At 54.2% G+C, this 17,381-nt stretch carries 22 protein-coding genes; 19 read left to right on the forward strand and 3 right to left on the reverse strand.

Translation table 11 applies throughout. The features are described 5' to 3' along the window. Positions 1–36 precede the first annotated feature (36 nt). Together F3089_RS14015 and F3089_RS14020 are read right to left on the reverse strand one after the other, a co-directional pair. The gene (locus F3089_RS14015) at positions 37–429 is read right to left on the reverse strand and encodes a type II toxin-antitoxin system VapC family toxin (RefSeq protein WP_151441404.1); all 393 of its coding nucleotides are present in this window, start codon (positions 427–429) and stop codon (positions 37–39) included. Further along, positions 430–660: a CopG family transcriptional regulator gene (locus tag F3089_RS14020; RefSeq protein WP_151441405.1), complete on the reverse strand. Its 231-nt coding sequence runs from the start codon at positions 658–660 to the stop codon at positions 430–432. A 202-nt stretch (positions 661–862) separates the two neighbouring features. On the opposite strand from F3089_RS14020, the gene F3089_RS14025 reads away from it, so the two are divergent. The 4 genes from F3089_RS14025 (at position 863) to F3089_RS14040 (ending at position 2,118) form a co-directional block, all read left to right on the forward strand. Further along, a complete protein-coding gene (locus F3089_RS14025; protein WP_151441406.1) occupies positions 863–1,096 on the forward strand; it encodes a hypothetical protein in 234 nt (77 codons plus the stop codon). Between the two features lie 4 nt (positions 1,097–1,100). Continuing rightward, positions 1,101–1,319, forward strand: coding sequence for a hypothetical protein (locus F3089_RS14030; RefSeq protein WP_151441407.1), 219 nt, complete (start codon positions 1,101–1,103; stop codon positions 1,317–1,319). Between the two features lie 228 nt (positions 1,320–1,547). Next, positions 1,548–1,763: a hypothetical protein gene (locus tag F3089_RS14035; RefSeq protein WP_151441408.1), complete on the forward strand. Its 216-nt coding sequence runs from the start codon at positions 1,548–1,550 to the stop codon at positions 1,761–1,763. Then, a complete protein-coding gene (locus tag F3089_RS14040) occupies positions 1,753–2,118 on the forward strand; it encodes a type II toxin-antitoxin system VapC family toxin (protein WP_151441409.1) in 366 nt (121 codons plus the stop codon). The genes F3089_RS14035 and F3089_RS14040 overlap by 11 nt, the downstream gene beginning before the upstream one ends. An 81-nt stretch (positions 2,119–2,199) precedes the next feature. Here F3089_RS14040 and F3089_RS14045 read toward each other — a convergent pair whose 3' ends face one another. Then, entirely contained in the window at positions 2,200–3,276 is a 1,077-nt protein-coding gene (locus F3089_RS14045; RefSeq protein WP_151441410.1) for a Fic family protein, read from the reverse strand. A gap of 254 nt (positions 3,277–3,530) precedes the next feature. Between F3089_RS14045 and F3089_RS14050 the strand changes: the two genes are divergently transcribed. From F3089_RS14050 to F3089_RS14120, 15 genes are all read left to right on the forward strand, one after another. Then, positions 3,531–4,895, forward strand: coding sequence for a type II toxin-antitoxin system HipA family toxin (locus F3089_RS14050; protein WP_151441411.1), 1,365 nt, complete (start codon positions 3,531–3,533; stop codon positions 4,893–4,895). Beyond that, entirely contained in the window at positions 4,882–5,157 is a 276-nt protein-coding gene (locus F3089_RS14055) for a helix-turn-helix domain-containing protein (RefSeq protein WP_151441412.1), read from the forward strand. Before F3089_RS14050 ends, F3089_RS14055 begins: the two co-directional genes overlap by 14 nt. Before the next feature lie 190 nt (positions 5,158–5,347). Further along, on the forward strand, positions 5,348–5,980 hold the full coding sequence (locus F3089_RS14060) for a C40 family peptidase (RefSeq protein ID WP_151441413.1): 633 nt from the start codon (positions 5,348–5,350) through the stop codon (positions 5,978–5,980). Further along, positions 5,977–6,546 carry a hypothetical protein gene (locus tag F3089_RS14065; protein WP_151441414.1) on the forward strand — a complete coding sequence of 190 codons (570 nt, stop codon included), beginning with the start codon at positions 5,977–5,979 and terminating at the stop codon, positions 6,544–6,546. The genes F3089_RS14060 and F3089_RS14065 overlap by 4 nt, the downstream gene beginning before the upstream one ends. Before the next feature lie 134 nt (positions 6,547–6,680). Next, positions 6,681–7,835: an AAA family ATPase gene (locus tag F3089_RS14070; protein WP_225741772.1), complete on the forward strand. Its 1,155-nt coding sequence runs from the start codon at positions 6,681–6,683 to the stop codon at positions 7,833–7,835. 3 nt (positions 7,836–7,838) lie between these two features. Continuing rightward, entirely contained in the window at positions 7,839–8,507 is a 669-nt protein-coding gene (locus F3089_RS14075) for a DUF4276 family protein (protein WP_151441415.1), read from the forward strand. Between the two features lie 144 nt (positions 8,508–8,651). Beyond that, the gene (locus F3089_RS14080) at positions 8,652–8,981 is read left to right on the forward strand and encodes a MarR family EPS-associated transcriptional regulator (protein ID WP_151441416.1); all 330 of its coding nucleotides are present in this window, start codon (positions 8,652–8,654) and stop codon (positions 8,979–8,981) included. Between the two features lie 115 nt (positions 8,982–9,096). Continuing rightward, entirely contained in the window at positions 9,097–10,041 is a 945-nt protein-coding gene (locus tag F3089_RS14085) for a Gfo/Idh/MocA family protein (protein WP_151441417.1), read from the forward strand. Between the two features lie 97 nt (positions 10,042–10,138). Further along, complete coding sequence (locus tag F3089_RS14090) at positions 10,139–10,717, forward strand: acyltransferase (protein WP_151441418.1); 579 nt, start codon at positions 10,139–10,141, stop codon at positions 10,715–10,717. A 3-nt stretch (positions 10,718–10,720) separates the two neighbouring features. Further along, on the forward strand, positions 10,721–11,008 hold the full coding sequence (locus F3089_RS14095; RefSeq protein ID WP_151441419.1) for a hypothetical protein: 288 nt from the start codon (positions 10,721–10,723) through the stop codon (positions 11,006–11,008). Continuing rightward, positions 10,995–12,581, forward strand: a complete 1,587-nt coding sequence (locus F3089_RS14100) for an aminotransferase class I/II-fold pyridoxal phosphate-dependent enzyme (RefSeq protein WP_286202765.1) — start codon at positions 10,995–10,997, stop codon at positions 12,579–12,581. Before F3089_RS14095 ends, F3089_RS14100 begins: the two co-directional genes overlap by 14 nt. Continuing rightward, a complete protein-coding gene (locus F3089_RS14105; RefSeq protein WP_225741774.1) occupies positions 12,578–13,549 on the forward strand; it encodes a sulfotransferase family protein in 972 nt (323 codons plus the stop codon). Before F3089_RS14100 ends, F3089_RS14105 begins: the two co-directional genes overlap by 4 nt. Positions 13,550–13,558: 9 nt before the next feature. Continuing rightward, positions 13,559–14,749, forward strand: coding sequence for a glycosyltransferase (locus tag F3089_RS14110; protein WP_151441421.1), 1,191 nt, complete (start codon positions 13,559–13,561; stop codon positions 14,747–14,749). Further along, positions 14,746–16,032, forward strand: a complete 1,287-nt coding sequence (locus F3089_RS14115) for a flippase (RefSeq protein ID WP_151441422.1) — start codon at positions 14,746–14,748, stop codon at positions 16,030–16,032. Before F3089_RS14110 ends, F3089_RS14115 begins: the two co-directional genes overlap by 4 nt. Positions 16,033–16,112: 80 nt before the next feature. Next, complete coding sequence (locus F3089_RS14120; protein WP_151441423.1) at positions 16,113–17,381, forward strand: O-antigen ligase family protein; 1,269 nt, start codon at positions 16,113–16,115, stop codon at positions 17,379–17,381.

The raw sequence follows: 17,381 nt of genomic DNA on the forward strand, positions 1-17,381 counted from the left end.
CGCTCCTACATGGGCGATAGCAGATTCAATCCTGCCTCAAAACCAATCCTCCAAACGCAATTGGTCGACCCGTTCAAATTCACGGATATTGCGGCTGACCAGAATGGAGCCATGAGCCAGCGCCGTACCGGCTATCAGGGTGTCACAGGGGCCGATAGGCTGGCCCTTGCTCTCCAGGGTGGCGCGGATCTCTGCAGCTGCCTTTGCCTCGCGTTGGTGAAAAGGCAGGACCTGCACCACTGAGGTCAGTTCCGCGAGCTGCTCCGAACGCTTTTCCGGCGATGCCGATTTGGCGATACCCACCTGCAGTTCATAGAGAACAATAGCGGGAATACCAATATCCTGGGGCGCCCGCGCCAGCATCCGCTCCGCAACCCGGCCCTCACCCTTAAAAAAGTAGATCAGCGTATTGGTATCGAGCACCCACATTTAAAGCGCTTCCCGCTCTGAATCGGTATTCTCTCCAGCACGCAGCTCTTCCAGTGAGGGGAAGTCACCCCAGCTTCCAGGAAGCTCCCGCACCGTATCGGGCCACTGATCCACCAGCTTCTCCTGGATCACACCGGCAATCCATTTGCTTTTTGAAAGCTTCATGACCCTGGCATTTTCAATCATTTTTTGTTCAGTCTCGTCATCCAGATAGATCGTCACCTGGCCCATAACCATCCCTCCTTTACATATATGTGGAATTATATGCCCTGGTTTTGGTACAAGCAACGCAGCCTCCACCCTCTGCAGGAGCTTGCCTCGCAAGCGATCCCCCAAAAATCGCGAGCAGAGCTCGCTCCTACATCACCTTTTCTGATACTTTTTTCGGCCTCGAAAGACCAGATCCCAACAGGGCAACGCCAGGGACGGCGCCATGGATTTCCGCATCGTCAGTTCGCTCCAGAACGTTGAAACCTTTGCGCGTGGCCAGGGCATACGCGAACTCAAGCGGCTCAACAAAGCATACGGCGCCGCCAATTGGAGAAAGCGCAAGGGCCATGCAATAATCGAACTGGAATCCGGTGCCAGAGTACCTGCTGAAATCCACTGGTACGAAGCCCACGGCATTGGCCGGAAAGAATTCAAGATCAAGCGAATACTGGACTGACACAATGAGCCACCATTTCGTCATGTGCCTGAAGAACACCGGCTACGAAGCCTCGCTGGAGCCGCGCAAGCTCTATGAGGTGCTGCCGGATGCCAGTGCCGAAAAGCAGGCAATGCTCCGGGTGGTGGACGAGTCTGGCGAGGACTACCTGTACCCGGAGGCGTTTTTCATCCACATGCCGCTGCCAGAGACTATCGAGCAGCAGATCGCCTCCTCGCTCTGAACCTACAACGCTGCAGGCGTCATAGCGTTGTAGAAGCTTGCTTGCAAGCGATACCAAAAACCATCGCGAGCAAGCTCGCTCTTACAGAGGAGACAGAATCGCTGTACCGTAGGAGCTTGCCCCGCAAGCGCTACCGCAAGCTCTCCCCGGTGGTTGTGACCAGCTCCTTGCTACTAACCCCTAACCCAATCAATAATTGAAGGGCAGAAACTGAACAGGCCACCTCCAATGTATGCCATCGAGTTTGAAACCGAAATCAAGAACGGCACCGTCAAAATCCCAGACCAGTATGAGCGTCTGAAAAACGGCCATGCGAGAATCGTTGTCTTGATGGAAGAAGAACCGGAGATTCCAGCCCCTATCAGCTTCAAAAACGGGAAGATCAACGCCTTCAAGGACCAGGACGGCGTAGCGGTACAAAGGGAATTGCGGGATGAATGGTGAATACCTGCTCGACACCAACATCATTATCTATGCCATCAACCGGGAGCTTACGCTTACAGAGGGCCGCTACTCGATTTCCGTCATCACTGAAATGGAGCTTCTGTCTTACTCCGGCCTCTCCAGTACAGAAGCGTCGATTCTCGCGGATTACCTCCATCAGATGACTATCTTTCCATTGGATGACCCGATCAAACAGCGCGCGATCGAGATTCGGAGAGAAACCTCTCTGAAACTGCCAGACAGCATCATTTCCTCTACGGCACTGATGCATGAAAAGTGCCTTGTCTCCAATGACACGAAGCTAACCTCCAGCCACCCCGGCAGTGCTATCACGCTTGAGGACTTGATCGGATAACTGGCCTCGCTCCCGGCGCGGCCGCTGCCTCGCAAGCGATAGCCCAAAGAATCGCGAGCAAGGCTCGCTCCTACAGGCTTCTTAAACCACCATCTCCGGCAGATCAAAGAGTAACCGTACCAGCGCATGGTTGATGTAGTAGTTCTCCCGCCCGAGGCGATGCTTTTCAAGAATGCCGCCCTCGGCCAGACGATCGAGGTATCGGGTAGCCGTAGCCCGGGAGACATTCAGGTCTTCCTCCAGAAAGGCGACCTTCGTGTAGGGATGGCGGAAAATGTTGTTGATCAGATCCTGGCTGTAAAAACGGTACTCAGAGCGGATCTGATGCTTGTAGCTCTGCAGTAACTCGCCAATGCGTTGGACCAGTTCATTGGTATGGCGAGCGGTAGCCGCAACACCCTCCAGCATGTAGATCAGCCAGCTCTCCCATTCCCCGGTGTCCCGCACGTGCTGCAGTTCCCGGTGGTATCGGGCCTTGGTCTGGCTGATGTACCGGCTCAGGTACAGAATCGGCGAATCCAGCAACCCCTCCTTCACCAGGAACAGGATGTTCACGATACGCCCGGTACGGCCATTACCGTCGTAAAACGGGTGGATAGTCTCGAACTGATGGTGAATTACGGCCATCCGGACCAACGGGTCCTCAGCCGCATCCTCTGCATGCATGTACTGCTCAAGCGTGCCCATCAGATCCGGAATCCGCTCCGGGGAAGGTGGCTCAAACACCACAGCCCCGGTCTGCTCATTCCTTAGAACGGTTCCCGGTGTCCGCCGGAACCCCGCGTCATTACCTTCCAGAACCGCCTGCACGTCCTTGATGGTGTTCAGCGTCAGCAGGCCACTCTGGCGAACCGCCTGAAAGCCCCTATCCAGTCCCTGTGCATACCACGCCACCTCTTTGCTCACAGGGTCCGCTGACTCCGGCTGGATCTGGTGCCGATAGAGCGCGTCCTGGGTGGTAATGATGTTCTCAATCTCAGAACTGCTCTGAGCCTCCTGGAGCGAGAGCGTAGAAACCAACAGGTTTTCATTGGGAATCGTCTTCGCCGTCCCCTTGAGTTCCCCCAGATAGCGATGCGCGCGAGCCAGAGCCCTGAGGACCTCCGGAGTTTCTAACGAGCCCTTCGGGGGAAATGCATAAACAGCCTGAGTAGCCACAGAACCTCCGTTCAGTGAGCAGGTAAGGAATCACCTTCTCAGAAAAGGGCTTTTTTGAGAAGTTTCCCAGAAACCTTCTCACAAACCGGCTCAATTGAAAACGTCCCGCAGGAGCTTGCCTCGCAAGCGATCCCCAAAAATCGCGAGCAGGCTCACTCCTACAGTCTACGTTGCCCCCTATTTTTCAAGTTTACTGGCAAAAAAGACGGGTCACTGATACCTTATAACCAGTTTACTTGAATAATGGGGCATCAATGGCTGAGCACCAATCGCTCACACTGCAGATTTTCTGGGGTGACCAATGGCATACAGCTGCCGACGTGGTTTTCAGCGAACCTGAGCAGGGCCTGATCAGCAACCGCATCAGGCTTTCCTACCGTGCTGACTACGTCAATCAGGCACTGGACCTGCGCCCCCTTCCAGAAGGCGAACACCTGGAGCTGCTTGATGAACGCGCCCTCTCGTTCAACCTTCCCGCCTCGTTCATGGGCGATTACCTCGGGGCAGAGGTTGCCGCCTTCCTGCGCGACATCATTCCCCAGGGGGCGGGCCGGCGGCATCTGGCACGCGTTCTTGGGTACCCCTCGAACGTGGAGCAGTCCGCGGACATCCCCCTGCTCAGGGCCGGATGCATCGCTCCCATCGGCAACCTGCGCATCCGGGAGGCGGCGGAGTCATTCCAGCAAAGGCTTGAAGACAGTGATGCACGCGGCTTCACCGCCACGGAAATCAACAATCGTGCGGATGAGCTGATTGAGCACGCCCGCTACCTCCACCTCTCTATTGGCAGTGCCTCCGGTGTCGGTGGTGATGCCCCAAAGCTGATGATGACCGAAGCCGAAGACGGGCTGTTCTACATGGAAGGCACGTGCAGCGATACACAGGCCGTACGCCACTGGATCATCAAGTTTGCAAGAGGCAATCGCAGCAGCCGTGACCAGGATGTTCTACGGGGAGAGGCCGCCGTCTACCGGGCGCTGGCACAAACCAGGGTCCGATCCATCCAGCAGGCCCACCTGACTGAGGGCGAGCGCGGCCCCGCCCTCTGGCTCCTGCGCTTTGATCGCTGCAAAATCGACGAAGGCAGGGTACAGAGGCTGGGCGTCGAGTCCATCTACAGCCTTATGGGTATGCGCGGTGATGGCGCGGCTCTTTCCCACAATCGTGTGGCAGAGACCCTGATGGCGCGTTTCAGGGATGACGACATGCTGGTGGATTACCTGGTGAACGATGTCATTAACGAGGCCATCGGCAACCGCGACAACCATGGCCGCAACACCGCCATCCTCAAGGACGCAGGCCGCTTCCGAATGGCGCCGGCCTTCGACCTGGCACCGATGGTCCTGGACCCGGAGGGTCTGTCCCGTACCTCAACCTGGGAGAGCGAATGGCGGACGGGGACCCGGGGTGCCTACGCCACCATCGTCCAGGCGCTCGCCTTGGATGCCAGCGTTGCAGCTGGGCACATGATCGAAACACTGCGCAGTGCCGAAAACTTCCGGAGTCGTCTCGCCGAACAGGGCGCGCCCAGCGCCATGCTGGACCATCCAGCCGTAAGGCCCGAGTTGCTGGAAACCGTGATTGACGAGCTTGCAGGAGCCCACGATGCCCAGAGTTAGCCCCGTTGACCCCGAGACCCGCCTTGCCCAGCGCGAGGAGCTGGAACACCAGCTGGCGGAAGGCACCATCAGCCTGGGCCACGCCATCAAACGAATGCGCCAGAACTGGGCCGGCATTACCCAAAAGCGGATGGCTCAGCTTGCCGGCATTTCGGTAACGACCCTTTCCGGGCTCGAGCGCGACAGTGGCAACGCCACTCTGGATACCGTTCACCGTGTGCTGCGGGTTCTTGGGGCACGCCTTACGATCCGGCTGGATTGACTTGCCGCCACGATTTCGCGAGCAGAGCTCACTCCTACGGTTCAGCCCCGGAGCATTCGATTGCGCTGACCCGCTCAACTGGATGAATCCCATCGAGTTATTGAACGAAGAACGAGGTTCCAGCTAGGCTTGTGTTATTCACAGTCCATAAAGGGCTGCAAGGGAACACCACACAAGGAAGTCGTCGATCATGCCCAGCACCGCCCCAAGCACTCCAACGCATCAACTACGCCACGATCTTGAAATGAGTATCCCCGCGTTGATGCCGGGCGATCTCCTCGCCACCAGTACCCGAGCGAAGTCTTCACAGGGGATCCGCTGGGCCACGAACGGGGTCTTCAGTCACGTAATTCTTTATATGGGGAATGGGTTCGCAGTCGACGCGGCTCCGTGGCAAGGGGTTACCAGGCAGAAGCTGAGAAGGAAACTGCACAGCGCAAAGTTTGCCGTGGTTTTTCGTCACCGCACTGCCACCGAAGCTCAGCTGGACCATGTCAGAAGATGGACCTCCCTCAAGGTGAACCACGCCTATGATTATTCCGGTGCCCTCCGGGCTGGCATTCAACCGGGAAGCAAAGTCCATCAGGCCAGGTTATTCGGTATCCGGCTCCTAAGCCTCGGATTTGATGAACTCAGTGCCCAGCTCTCGGAGGAAGGGCATAACCAGAGTTTCTATTGCAGTGAACTGATTTTCCGAGCCTTCCAGGTAGCGGGCATTCCGTTACTGGATAAACCATCCCGTCTTCTTGGGCCCAACCAACTCCTGAAAAGCCGGGAGCTTGTTCTGATGGGCACTCTGGACTGGAGAGGAGCTGGCAAATGAGGTGGTTTGGAATTCTGACTGTATCGCTTCTGCTCAGTGCGTGCAGCTTCCCCGAGGACGACAAGATCTCTGGCCCCTGGGAAGTTTCCAGTGAAGATCAACGGATCCAGTTCAAGACTCCCTTGCAGGTCTCCGATGAAGGATTACAGACCCTCTATCTCGTGGTTGACGGTTCCAGCTATGAAGAGACCACCCAGAGTGTTGATGAGTTCGTGAATGCGCCACCTGAGGTCGCGTTTTCACTGCGCCACAAGGATAACCACCAGGTCTGGCAACCAGAGGTTGTGATTGGGGACGAAGACGGAAACACCCTGGAGATGGCACCCACCGTGGTAATGAACCCGACGGACGATCCGTCATTGATTGCGGTGGGCTTCTCGGAGCAAGTCGGACCACACACGCGTCAGCCTCCACTGCGGGAGATCATGAGCGAGATTCACTGGGTCGAACTCCAGGGTAACTACCCTGCCACGGTCAAAGCCCTGGTATGGAAAGTTTCCCAGCATCCGGATCTGCATCACTGCATGGGAGCCTGCCCCGCCCGATGGTTGCCGGGATTTGATTAAGAGATGAACACCAGCCCCACTTTTTCACTTCTCTGATAAACTGTCAGCCGGGTTGGCGAAAGCGATAATTTACAGGTGTTAAGTTCTACCCTGGCAAAACCGAGGCTAACAACGCTACTCTCTCCAAACACTGCATGACCACCGAAGAGATCAGTGCGATGACACTCGATTCCAGCTTGCAAGGCCATATCAGCAAAGTAACGATTCGAGGCTTTCGCAGCATTGAAAATATTGAAAACCTGCATCTGGGGCAGCTGACTGTGCTAATCGGGGCCAATGGCTCCGGCAAGTCCAACCTCATGCGTTTCTTTGAAATGCTGAGCTACTCGCTAAAGGCTAAAAACCTTCAGCAGTTCGTACTGGATAAGGGCGGGGGGGACGACCAGCTTTTCTTTGGCGCTCGAAGAACGCCACGCATGGAGGCCGAAATCCAGTTGGAAACTGAACAAGGGGTGAATGAGTACCGCATGGCGCTCACGCATGTAGCCCCTGACACACTGGCCTTTTCCCAGGAAGCGTTCAGATTCTCACGACATGATCGGAACGGGCACGGCAAATGGGTGGAACTCCCCATGCCTGCCCAGGAATCCAGCCTCCCTGCGGCTGCCGCCGATAAGAATCAGTCATCACAGCGCACAGCACGCACCATACTGTACCTGCTCAGGAACTGCACCTCCTATCAGTTCCACGACACCTCGGCTAAAGCCAGCCTGAACATGCGCTGGGACGAAAGCGACGCGATGAGGCTGCGCTCTGACGGCGGCAACCTGGCACCTATCTTACTGTACCTGTCTCAGGAGCACCCACGCCGTTACAGTCTGATCAAGCGTCAGATTCAGCGAGTGCTCCCTGTATTCGATGACTTCCAGTTGGAAGGGACGGGAGGGAAAGTATTGCTGCGCTGGCGTGCCAGCAACAGCGACAAGAGCTTCGGCCCTCACCTGACCTCGGATGGCTCACTGCGCTTGTTCTGCCTGTTTACCCTGCTCAACCTTCCCGATGAGATGTTGCCCGATGTCCTTATGATCGACGAACCAGAACTCGGCTTGCACCCACACGCCATTGCCCTCACCGCCGAAATGATCAAAAGCGTTGCCAGTCAGCGGCAGGTCTTCATCGCCACCCAATCGCCTTTGATGGTTGATGCATTTGACGTGGAAAACATCCTTGTGGCCCGACTCAAGGAAGGTGCCACAGAACTCACTCCGATGGATAAAGCGGAATACCAGACATGGCTGGAAGATGACTACCAGCCCTCAGACCTGTGGCTCAAGGAACCGGTGGGCTGACTGATGACGCGAGGTGTACGATTACTCATTGTTTGCGAAGGACAAACAGAGGCCAATTTTGTTAGCCACTGTCTCGCTCCCACGCTCGCACAACAGAACGTGTGGGCGCGCCCCTCCCTCCTGAAGACAAAGCCAGGGCAGCAGGGGGGCGGCGATGTTACTTTGCCGCGTATCGGCAAGCATCTGGCCAACGAATTCCCGAATTGGGACTACCTTACCACCCTGGTTGACCTCTATGGATTTTCTGATCGCCAGAACCGAAGCCAGCCAGAACTCGAAGAAGCCATTCGTAACGAAGCAATACGCCACCGGCCCGAACTCGTTTCCGCTCGAATCATTCCCTACGTTCAACAGTACGAGTTCGAAGCCTTACTGTTCAGCGACGTGCGGCACTTTGAGTGGGTTTTGGACGGTTGGACACAAAAAACCGAACGCGACCTGCAAACAATCGCAAACGACTACGAAACCCCTGAACACATCAATGATCATCCCTCTACAGCGCCATCAAAGCGACTGGAAAAAGTATTCGGCGGCATATACCGCAAAACAGAACATGGCCCCATTATCGCTGAAGAGATCGGCATCGAAGTAATCAGAAGATCATGTCCGGGATTCGACAGGTGGATCAGCCAGCTAGAAAAGCTGGGCGACTCATCTTCTACACAAACGTAACCCCGTTCCCGTTTGCTCTACCCACCCACCCTGCTAAAATCCAATGTTCAAACACTGAACGCGCAACGGAATTGCAACAATTCTGCAACGGGGGGATACGCCCCGGGGCGGTAGCGTATCCAAACGCCGCCCAACTCATACCGAATGCTCACAGACTCCGACCGCTACCAACTCCTCCGAGCCCTCGAACAGAACCCCAACCTCTCCCAGCGCCAGCTCGCTACCGAGCTCGGCTACAGCCTGGGTAAGCTCAACTATTGCCTGAAGGCGCTCAAGGACAAGGGATGGGTGAAGGTGGAGAACTTCCGCAACAGCCAGAACAAGACCGCCTACTTCTACCAGCTCACCCCGGCCGGCGTGACGGAAAAGGCGCGGGTGACACGGCGTTTTCTGCAACGGAAGCTGGAAGAGCATCAGCAGATTGAGCAGGAGATTGAGGCGCTGAAACAGGAAGTTGCCCGGCAGCCCCAATAGGACCCCCGTAGGAGCGAGCCTTGCTCGCGATCGTCATCCTTCAGATCGCTTGCCAAGCAAGCTCCTACATTAGATAGATACTGAATCAGAGAACAGGCCTACACAGGAGTAACCCTTGAAAAACTTCGCCCTGATCGGCGCAGCCGGCTTTGTTGCCCCCCGCCACATGAAAGCCATCCATGACACCGGCAACAACCTGACCGCCGCGCTGGACCCCAACGACTCCGTCGGCATCATCGACAGCTACTTCCCCAATGCCGACTTCTTCACCGAGTTCGAACGGTTCGACAGGCACCTGGACAAGCTCCACCGGCTGAATAAGGGCAACGAGATCGATTACGTCTCCATCTGCTCCCCCAACTACCTGCACGACTCACACATGCGCTTTGCGCTGCGCACCGGTGCCGATGCCATCTGCGAAAAGCCCATCGTGCTCAACCCGTGGAACATCGACGGCATACAGGAAATCGAACGGGACACCGGGCGCAAGGTGAACACCATCCTCCAGCTCCGTGTGCACCCTTCCATCATCGCCTTGCGCGAGAAGATCCAGAACGAAGCGAGTGACCACAAGCACGACGTGGACCTCACCTACATCACCTCGCGCGGCCACTGGTACACCCAGTCCTGGAAGGGCGACGTGCACAAGTCCGGCGGCATCGCCACCAACATCGGCGTGCACTTCTACGACATGCTCCATTACCTGTTCGGCAAGCTCCAGGCGAATGTCGTCCACCACCGCGAAGACCGCTGCGCGTCGGGTTACCTTGAATACGAAAAGGCCCGGGTCCGCTGGTTCCTCTCACTGAACTACGAAGACGTGCCCGAGGCCGCCAAAAACGACGGCCAGCGCACCTTCCGCTCTATTACCGTGGATGGCGAAGAAATTGAATTCTCCGGCGGGTTTGCGGACCTCCATACCCGCAGCTACGAGGAAATCCTCGCTGGCCGCGGCTTCGGCCTGGAAGAAAACCGCACCGCCATCGAGACCGTCGCCCACATCCGCGACGCCGAAATCACCAAGCCGGAAGGCGATTACCACCCCTTCCTGAACAAATAACGCTCTCACACACCGTAGGAGCGAGCCTCGCTCGCGATTTTTTGGTATCGCTTGCGAAGCAAGCTCCTACAGCAGTCAACCCAGCGGCCTGTAATCTATGAACTACAAAGTCCACGACACCGCCATAGTCGACGAAGGCGCCCAGATCGGTGAAGGCTCCCGCGTCTGGCACTGGGTCCACATCTGCGGCGGAGCTCAAATCGGCCGAAACTGCTCCTTCGGCCAGAACGTCTTCGTTGGCAACAAGGTCACCATCGGAGACAACTGCAAGGTGCAGAACAACGTCTCCGTGTACGACAACGTGCACCTTGAGGAAGGCGTGTTCTGCGGGCCCAGCATGGTGTTCACCAACGTCTACAACCCGCGCTCACTCATCGAGCGCAAAGACGAGTACGTGGACACCATTATCAGGAAGGGGGCATCACTGGGCGCAAACTGCACCATTGTCTGCGGCGTAACCGTAGGCGAATTCGCCTTCATCGGCGCAGGGGCCGTCATCAACAAAGACGTGCCCGCCTACGCCCTGATGGTGGGCGTGCCCGCGAAGCAGATCGGCTGGATGAGCGAATACGGCGAACAGCTGGATCTACCGCTGAATGGCAACGCTGAAACCGCCTGCCCCCATACAGGCGCTCGCTATACGCTCAGAGATGGGCGAGTCCAGAAAGAGGATTAAGTCATGCAGGTCGATGCCATCTACGACAATGGATCGGTTAAGCTCCCGGACCACCTCCGTTTCAAACACCAGCGTTTTACGCTGAAAGTGGAGATTCCCGACGAGGAAGTGGCAAGCCAAACGTCGGAACCACAAGGCCAGCGTCCAGAGCCGGGCTCAGGTGACATCAGGGATCAAATCCGCGCCATCCTTGGTTCTGACCGTGAGAAGCTGACCAACCCGCCCACCGCCGAAGAGACGAAGGAAATCTGGCACCAGCACCTGGAGGAGAAACACCTTGGCGGTCGCTGAACATTACATACTCGACGTCAGCACGCTCGTCGATCTCTGGCTGGAAGGAGAAAGCAGTGACGCAATGGCGCAACTGTTCACTGCAAGCCAGTCCGGGGAGGCCCAACTCTGGATCGCGGCCAGCAGCCTGCCTACGCTGGACTACGTCGCCCGCGCCCGCATGAAACAGGCCGGCATTGCCGCGGAGCGAGCGAAACAGCATGTCCAGGCACTGATGAACGACCTCCTGCAGCGGGTTGGCGTATTGAGCACACACGGCTTCGAACAGAGTGATCTCTATAACCAGGCCCGAGACTTTGAAGACGCCCAGATCGCTGCAGCCGCCCGATCACTGCCAGGACGCAACCCGATACTCGTAACGCTGGACAAAGCCTTCGACACCCTTGGCGAAATCAAAGCCCAAACCCCAGCCGAAACTGTAGGAGCGAGCCCCGCTCGCGATTCTGCCGACCCCAGCCCAGACAACCCAATTCCCTTCATAGACCTGGCCGCCCAACAGGCCCGGATCCGCCCCCAGATCGAACAACGCATCGAAAACGTCCTGCGGCACGGTAAATACATCCTGGGCCCGGAAGTCACGGAACTGGAAGAAAAGCTCGCTGACTACACCGGTGCGAAATACTGCATCTCAGTTGCAAACGGCACCGATGCGCTCCAGATCGCCCAGATGGCGCTGGGGGTGGGCCACGGCGACGAAGTGATCGTGCCCGGGTTCAGCTACATCGCCACCGCCGAAACCCCAGCACTACTCGGCGCCAAACCGGTCTATGTGGACATTGATCCCCACACCTACAACATGGACCCGACCCTGATCGAAGACGCCATCACCGAACGCACCAAGGCCATTATCCCAGTTTCTCTGTACGGCCAGTGCGCTGACTTCGATGCCATCAACGCCATCGCCGAGAAACACAACCTCCCAGTCATCGAAGACGGGGCCCAGAGCTTCGGTGCCACCTACAAGGGAAGGAAATCCTGCAACCTGACGACCATCGGTTGCACCAGCTTCTTCCCGGCCAAGCCACTGGGGTGCTACGGCGACGGCGGCGCCATTTTCACGAATGACGAGGAATTGGCCACTATCCTCAGGCAGATCGCACGCCACGGCCAGCACAGGCGTTACCACCATTGCCGGGTTGGCGTGAACAGTCGCCTGGATACACTGCAGGCGGCCATCCTGTTGCCCAAACTCGAGATTCTTGATGATGAGATCCAGGCCAAACAGACAGTAGCCAACCACTACACTGAGTTTCTCGATAGGATCCCGTCTAGCGCACGACCAGAACTCACTACGCCGTACATCGCCCCACACAACCAAAGCGCCTGGGCGCAATACACCATCCGCGCAGCAAACAGGGACGAGCTTCAAAAAACCCTGAAAAAGGCAGGCATTCCAACGGCTGTGCATTATCCAATACCGCTCAATCACCAACCTGCAGTATCCGATTCCCAAGCAAACTTACCGGTAGGGAACCGAGTCTCTGAGCGGGTAATCAGCCTTCCAATGAACCCTTACCTAAACTGGCAAGGCCTTGACAGCATTGAAATGGCTGTTTCTAAATCTTGCGCGTGACCAAAATGTCTAGCCCGCTCCAAAAAATACAGGACACACCAAGGCTCTTCTGGCTATTGAGCGATATTCGCGCTTTGCTCGGCGTTTTCTTCAACCCATTAGCAACATTCACTAATAAAGATGGCAACCCAGGCAAACCTTTTCTCTTTATCATTGGCTCCGGCCGTTCAGGCAACACCCTGTTGCGTCGCCTTTTAATGGAACAGCTCAGCATTTACATACCACCAGAAACGTACGTCCTCCCCAAGATTGCCGATTACAGAATTCGTGCGAGGAACCTTAAATGGCCAACTTTCGTTGACTTAACTGTCTCCTCGTTCGAATATTATCCAGAATTTTCAACATTCAACATCTCATCATTACGGGAATTTGCAACTGACGCTAAGTCTTGGCCCCCTGAACAACGCACCCTTCCCGACTTACTTCAAGAACTTTACTGTCATTTCTCCGAAAGCGCAGAAGTCGATTCAACATGGCTAGGAGACAAAACCCCCCTGAATACTTTGCATATTGGACGGATAAACAGAATCATACCCAATGCAAATTACATTTATCTGATACGGGATGGGGTAGATGTAGCGAAATCCTACGTAAACGCCGGGATCTATGAGCATCTTGAAGACGCTGCCACCCGATGGGTAAGAAGTCATAAAAGTTGGGAGGCTTTCCGAAAAAAGCTGCCTGAAGACCGCCAGCTACAAATACGTTACGAGGATTTGGTCTCTAGCCCAGAAAAGCATGTAAATCACATCGCATCACACTTTGGGATTCCACGGAGAGAATGCTTAGCTCAACTCGATTCACAATTGGGAGATGTTGAACAGCGATCTCACCATAGCAATGTCACTCAAGCTCCAACCCCAACCTCCATCGGAAAGGGTCGTAATGAGATTTCTGAAGATGATGCCAAACGTCTACGCCCGGTGCTTTCAACATGGTTACGGCGTTACGGGTACGAGCCAATTTAAGAGCCTATTTTGCACATTCTAATCCTTCCATCCTGGTATCCCGACCACTCGAACGACATCAAAGGTGTCTTCTTTAGAGACCAAGCCCAAGCTTTAGCCAATTATGGACATACTGTTGGCGTCGTTGCCCCTCAAATGCGCTCACTTCGAGCGCTGTTTCCAAAAAAAAAGAAGAGTAAAGTACCGCATTTTGAAATGGACGAGGGCGTACCCACCTACCGCTCTCAGATTCTAGCCGCACTCCCAAGAATCCCTTACGGCAATTACCTGCTGTACAAGCGGGCTGCTAGAATTCTTCTAGCAAACTACGTTCAGGAAATTGGCTGGCCCGACCTTATCCACGCCCACTCAACACTATTTGCTGGGGCCGTCGCCTCAGAGTGGGGTAACGAAAATAGAATCCCTGTCGTCATTACCGAGCACAGCTCAGGATTTGCGCGAAACCTCTTTCGCCCATGGAAGTTAAAAGTTGCAGACAAGGCGACACAAGGTGCGCAATCGTGTATAGCGGTCAGCCCATCCCTTCGAGACGTTCTGCATCAACAGTTACCATCCAGCAAGGGTCGTTGGGAATGGATTCCAAATGTCGTTGCTGATCGTTTTAACGATCCAATACCAAAGGGATCGTCTAGCGAACCAATACGTTTCCTGAATATCGCCTCAATGACCGAAAATAAAGGTCAAAATGATCTTCTTAAGGCATTTAAAAAACTGAATATAAACGGTAAAACAGCGGAACTATGGATCGCCGGCGATGGACCAATTCAAGCTAAGATAAGGGAGATGGCCGACCGTTTAAGCATATCAAGCCAGGTCCATTTTCTTGGACAGGTGGCTCCAGATCAGGTTCCATCATTGCTGCAGCAAGTTCATGTAGTGGTAGTCTCCAGTCACTACGAGACTTTTGGGGTCGTTGCAGCAGAAGCACTTATGGCAGGTACCCCGGTCGTCGCGACCCGCTGCGGGGGCCCAGAGTGCATCGTAACTGAACGGGATGGCCTATTGGTTCCAACACATGCCCCTCAACCCATGGCGGAGGCGATGAGCTATATTGCCATCAACTACTCAGAATATGACCCATACGCCATTGCGGAGCGCGCTAGAAGCCGCTTTTCTGGCACTGCAGTTGCTGGTCAGTTGACACATCACTACGAACACCTTCTGGTTTCGAGTTCAAACGTTCCAGAGGCCAACACGTGAACTCGGTAACCGCAAGACTTAGTCAGTTTACCTCTGGCTCGCAGCTTCGCCGTAATATCACTCTCACATTTGGCAGGCAACTGCTCGCGGCAGCCGCTCAACTCCTCCTCGTCGTTCTCATCGCCCGCAAGCTTGGACCCGAAGGCAATGGCCATTACGCCATGGCGATCCTTATCCCAACGCTACTTACCAATTTTCTTAATTTTGGCGTCGGGCCAGCTACCGTCTATTACATTGGGCGTGGCGAATTCACTCCCCGTCAGGCTGCCCGAGAAAACTTCCGAATGGCTCTGATAGTGGCAGTCATTGGGGCTACAAGCACACTGCCCGTTTTATGGCTCTGGAGCGAGCAACTGCTCCCTAATGTCCCTCTTCCTTTGCTTTTGATTGGCCTCGCTGCCTTCCCCCCTTCCTTATTACTGAGCTATTCCAGAAGCATACTACAAGGATTAGAGAATTTCAGGGCATTCAACGCCACCATACTGGCGCCACCTTATATTACTCTTTTCGGCGTTTTGATCAGCCTCTATGCACTGAACGCAGGAACCATTGGGACTGTAACAGCTTACCTAATCGGTCAAACCACAGGTTGCCTGATAGTCACGATGCTACTTGTCCGACATCTAAAAAATGTAAATAGTCAAAATGAATCTTATTCAGGCAAAGAGTACCGCAGAAAAACGATCAATTACGGGTGGAAAGCCCATCTCTCTAATATTTTGGCTTTCGTTAACTACCGTGCAGATATTTTCCTCGTTAACTTTTTCCTCACTCCAGCATCGACCGGTCTTTACGTCATTTCAGTACAGATTGCTGAACGGCTATGGATGCTTTCGCAAGCCACAAGCACGGTCTTGTTACCCCGGCTATCGGCCATGCACGGTGAGCCAGAAGCACGCCTTTCACTTACAAGGAAAGGTTTTTTCCTTGTCTCAACGATCACCGGTGCCGGCTGTCTTGTAGCCGCACTTGTCCTCTATTGGTCAATCGGGCCCGTCTTTGGCTCAGAATACGTAGACGCCCTTCCCGCTTTCTTTTGTCTATTACCCGGGATAATCGCAGGGGCGGGAGCACGCGTCCAGGCAAACTGTATCGCAGCGGCTGGTAAACCAGAATGGAATACAATAACTGCTATCATTGTCGTTGGTGCCAATGTTATCGGCAACATTATTCTAGTTCCAAATTACGGAATCATCGGGGCCGCTTGGGCAACGTCTATTGCTTACACGGGAAATGCGGCAGTAAAGCACATCCTTGTCGCGAAGACCCGTACAATAAACTAGATCAAATTAGACACACGATAAAATCCCATCGCCAGACAATATACAAAAACGTAAATAAATAAGTTAGGACTTTACGAAAAGTGAGCGCAAAAGGTCAGTTAAAGATTATAAAAGCCTACGTTGCCATCGTAATCTGGGCTTTGCTTTTGACGCCAAGCGTCCCAACGCTATCCGGCCTGCCGGATATTCGCATTGATGATATTTTATTGATCTTGGCGCCTCTTATTGTTTTTGGTGTTCAATCTCGCATAGTGTTAGACCTTCGTATATTGCTCATTCTTCTTATTGCATTATCTATTGAGGCAGGGATCTTTATCGGAGCAGCACTGGGTTACCCAGCTTCACTCCTCGATCACTTCGTATGGTTCCGTCTGGCGAAATATATAGGGGCGGTCGTTTTGGGAGCAGCTTTGCTCCATGCTGAACCAAACTGCTCTAAAGCTTTAGACTGGTTCATACGCAAAACAATTGTACCAGGTTTAGTATTAGTTCTTATCGTAACTCAACAATACTTCGACGTTGGAGGATTAAACAGCACCTATGTAGAAGCTGTTGCACCAACTCAGTATGAGACACTTGTTGGAGACTATCCTTGGCCGCGCCCTGTGGGGATGGTTGGTAATCCCAACGAGCTCAGTTTTCTACTAGGCATACTTTCTTTGGGATCAATTTGGGTGAGCCTTAAAAAAGAAAAAAATCGAAGCCTCTGGGGGCTAACGGGGCTGATTTTTCTCGCGGCCTCAGGTCTAACTCTTTCGCGTTCGGGAGTTTTCGCGACATTTGGCGGCTTAGCGCTACTAATCGGGAACAATATTTTAGGCGGATCGAAGCGAAAAAACACCGGAATAGTTCTAAAAAGAGGAAGCATATTAGTTGCGGGAGGCGTTCTAGGAGTTATATTAACCGCATTGGCACTATCCTTCTATAATGATACGATATTTAACCAAGTAACCTGGCGTTTTACGCCCAAACACTATGGCGGTTTTTACACAAGGATCGAAAATTGGAAGGAGAACTTTCAGCTGTGGCAGGAAAGCCCTTTATTTGGTATCGGGCTTTTGAAGCATTCAGACTTCCTGAAACACAGTGCGGATAATGAATGGTTACTTTTGGCCCGCGCAGGAGGTATCCTGTTGGTAAGTTTAGTTATAATCTTAATTTCAGTCGGTTTATTTAGCAAAAAAAACTCTGCGGAAACCTTGACCTTTTCTCGGTCGCTTGCTTTTTCGGCTGCCCTTTTCATGGTTCCCGCAGCGTTCTTTTACAGCCTTATTATTATGCCGCTCAGTCTTATGTTATTTACTATTGCGACTCCCACTCCATGGAAAACTCTAAAAACGTCTCCCTAA

Origin of the sequence: Halospina sp. K52047b (assembly GCF_008709855.1) — a bacterium.
Classification (GTDB): domain Bacteria; phylum Pseudomonadota; class Gammaproteobacteria; order Pseudomonadales; family Oleiphilaceae; genus Halospina; species Halospina utahensis_B.

Coding starts and splice junctions, on each gene's coding strand:
- F3089_RS14070 (WP_225741772.1), top strand. CDS start 6,681: ATGACCACCGAAGAGATCAGTGCGATGACACTCGATTCCAGCTTGCAA.
- F3089_RS14050 (WP_151441411.1), top strand. CDS start 3,531: ATGGCTGAGCACCAATCGCTCACACTGCAGATTTTCTGGGGTGACCAA.
- F3089_RS14035 (WP_151441408.1), top strand. CDS start 1,548: ATGTATGCCATCGAGTTTGAAACCGAAATCAAGAACGGCACCGTCAAA.
- F3089_RS14090 (WP_151441418.1), top strand. CDS start 10,139: ATGAACTACAAAGTCCACGACACCGCCATAGTCGACGAAGGCGCCCAG.
- F3089_RS14060 (WP_151441413.1), top strand. CDS start 5,348: ATGCCCAGCACCGCCCCAAGCACTCCAACGCATCAACTACGCCACGAT.
- F3089_RS14065 (WP_151441414.1), top strand. CDS start 5,977: ATGAGGTGGTTTGGAATTCTGACTGTATCGCTTCTGCTCAGTGCGTGC.
- F3089_RS14095 (WP_151441419.1), top strand. CDS start 10,721: ATGCAGGTCGATGCCATCTACGACAATGGATCGGTTAAGCTCCCGGAC.
- F3089_RS14015 (WP_151441404.1), bottom strand. CDS start 429: ATGTGGGTGCTCGATACCAATACGCTGATCTACTTTTTTAAGGGTGAG.
- F3089_RS14025 (WP_151441406.1), top strand. CDS start 863: ATGGATTTCCGCATCGTCAGTTCGCTCCAGAACGTTGAAACCTTTGCG.
- F3089_RS14020 (WP_151441405.1), bottom strand. CDS start 660: ATGGGCCAGGTGACGATCTATCTGGATGACGAGACTGAACAAAAAATG.
- F3089_RS14040 (WP_151441409.1), top strand. CDS start 1,753: ATGAATGGTGAATACCTGCTCGACACCAACATCATTATCTATGCCATC.
- F3089_RS14030 (WP_151441407.1), top strand. CDS start 1,101: ATGAGCCACCATTTCGTCATGTGCCTGAAGAACACCGGCTACGAAGCC.
- F3089_RS14055 (WP_151441412.1), top strand. CDS start 4,882: ATGCCCAGAGTTAGCCCCGTTGACCCCGAGACCCGCCTTGCCCAGCGC.
- F3089_RS14075 (WP_151441415.1), top strand. CDS start 7,839: ATGACGCGAGGTGTACGATTACTCATTGTTTGCGAAGGACAAACAGAG.
- F3089_RS14080 (WP_151441416.1), top strand. CDS start 8,652: ATGCTCACAGACTCCGACCGCTACCAACTCCTCCGAGCCCTCGAACAG.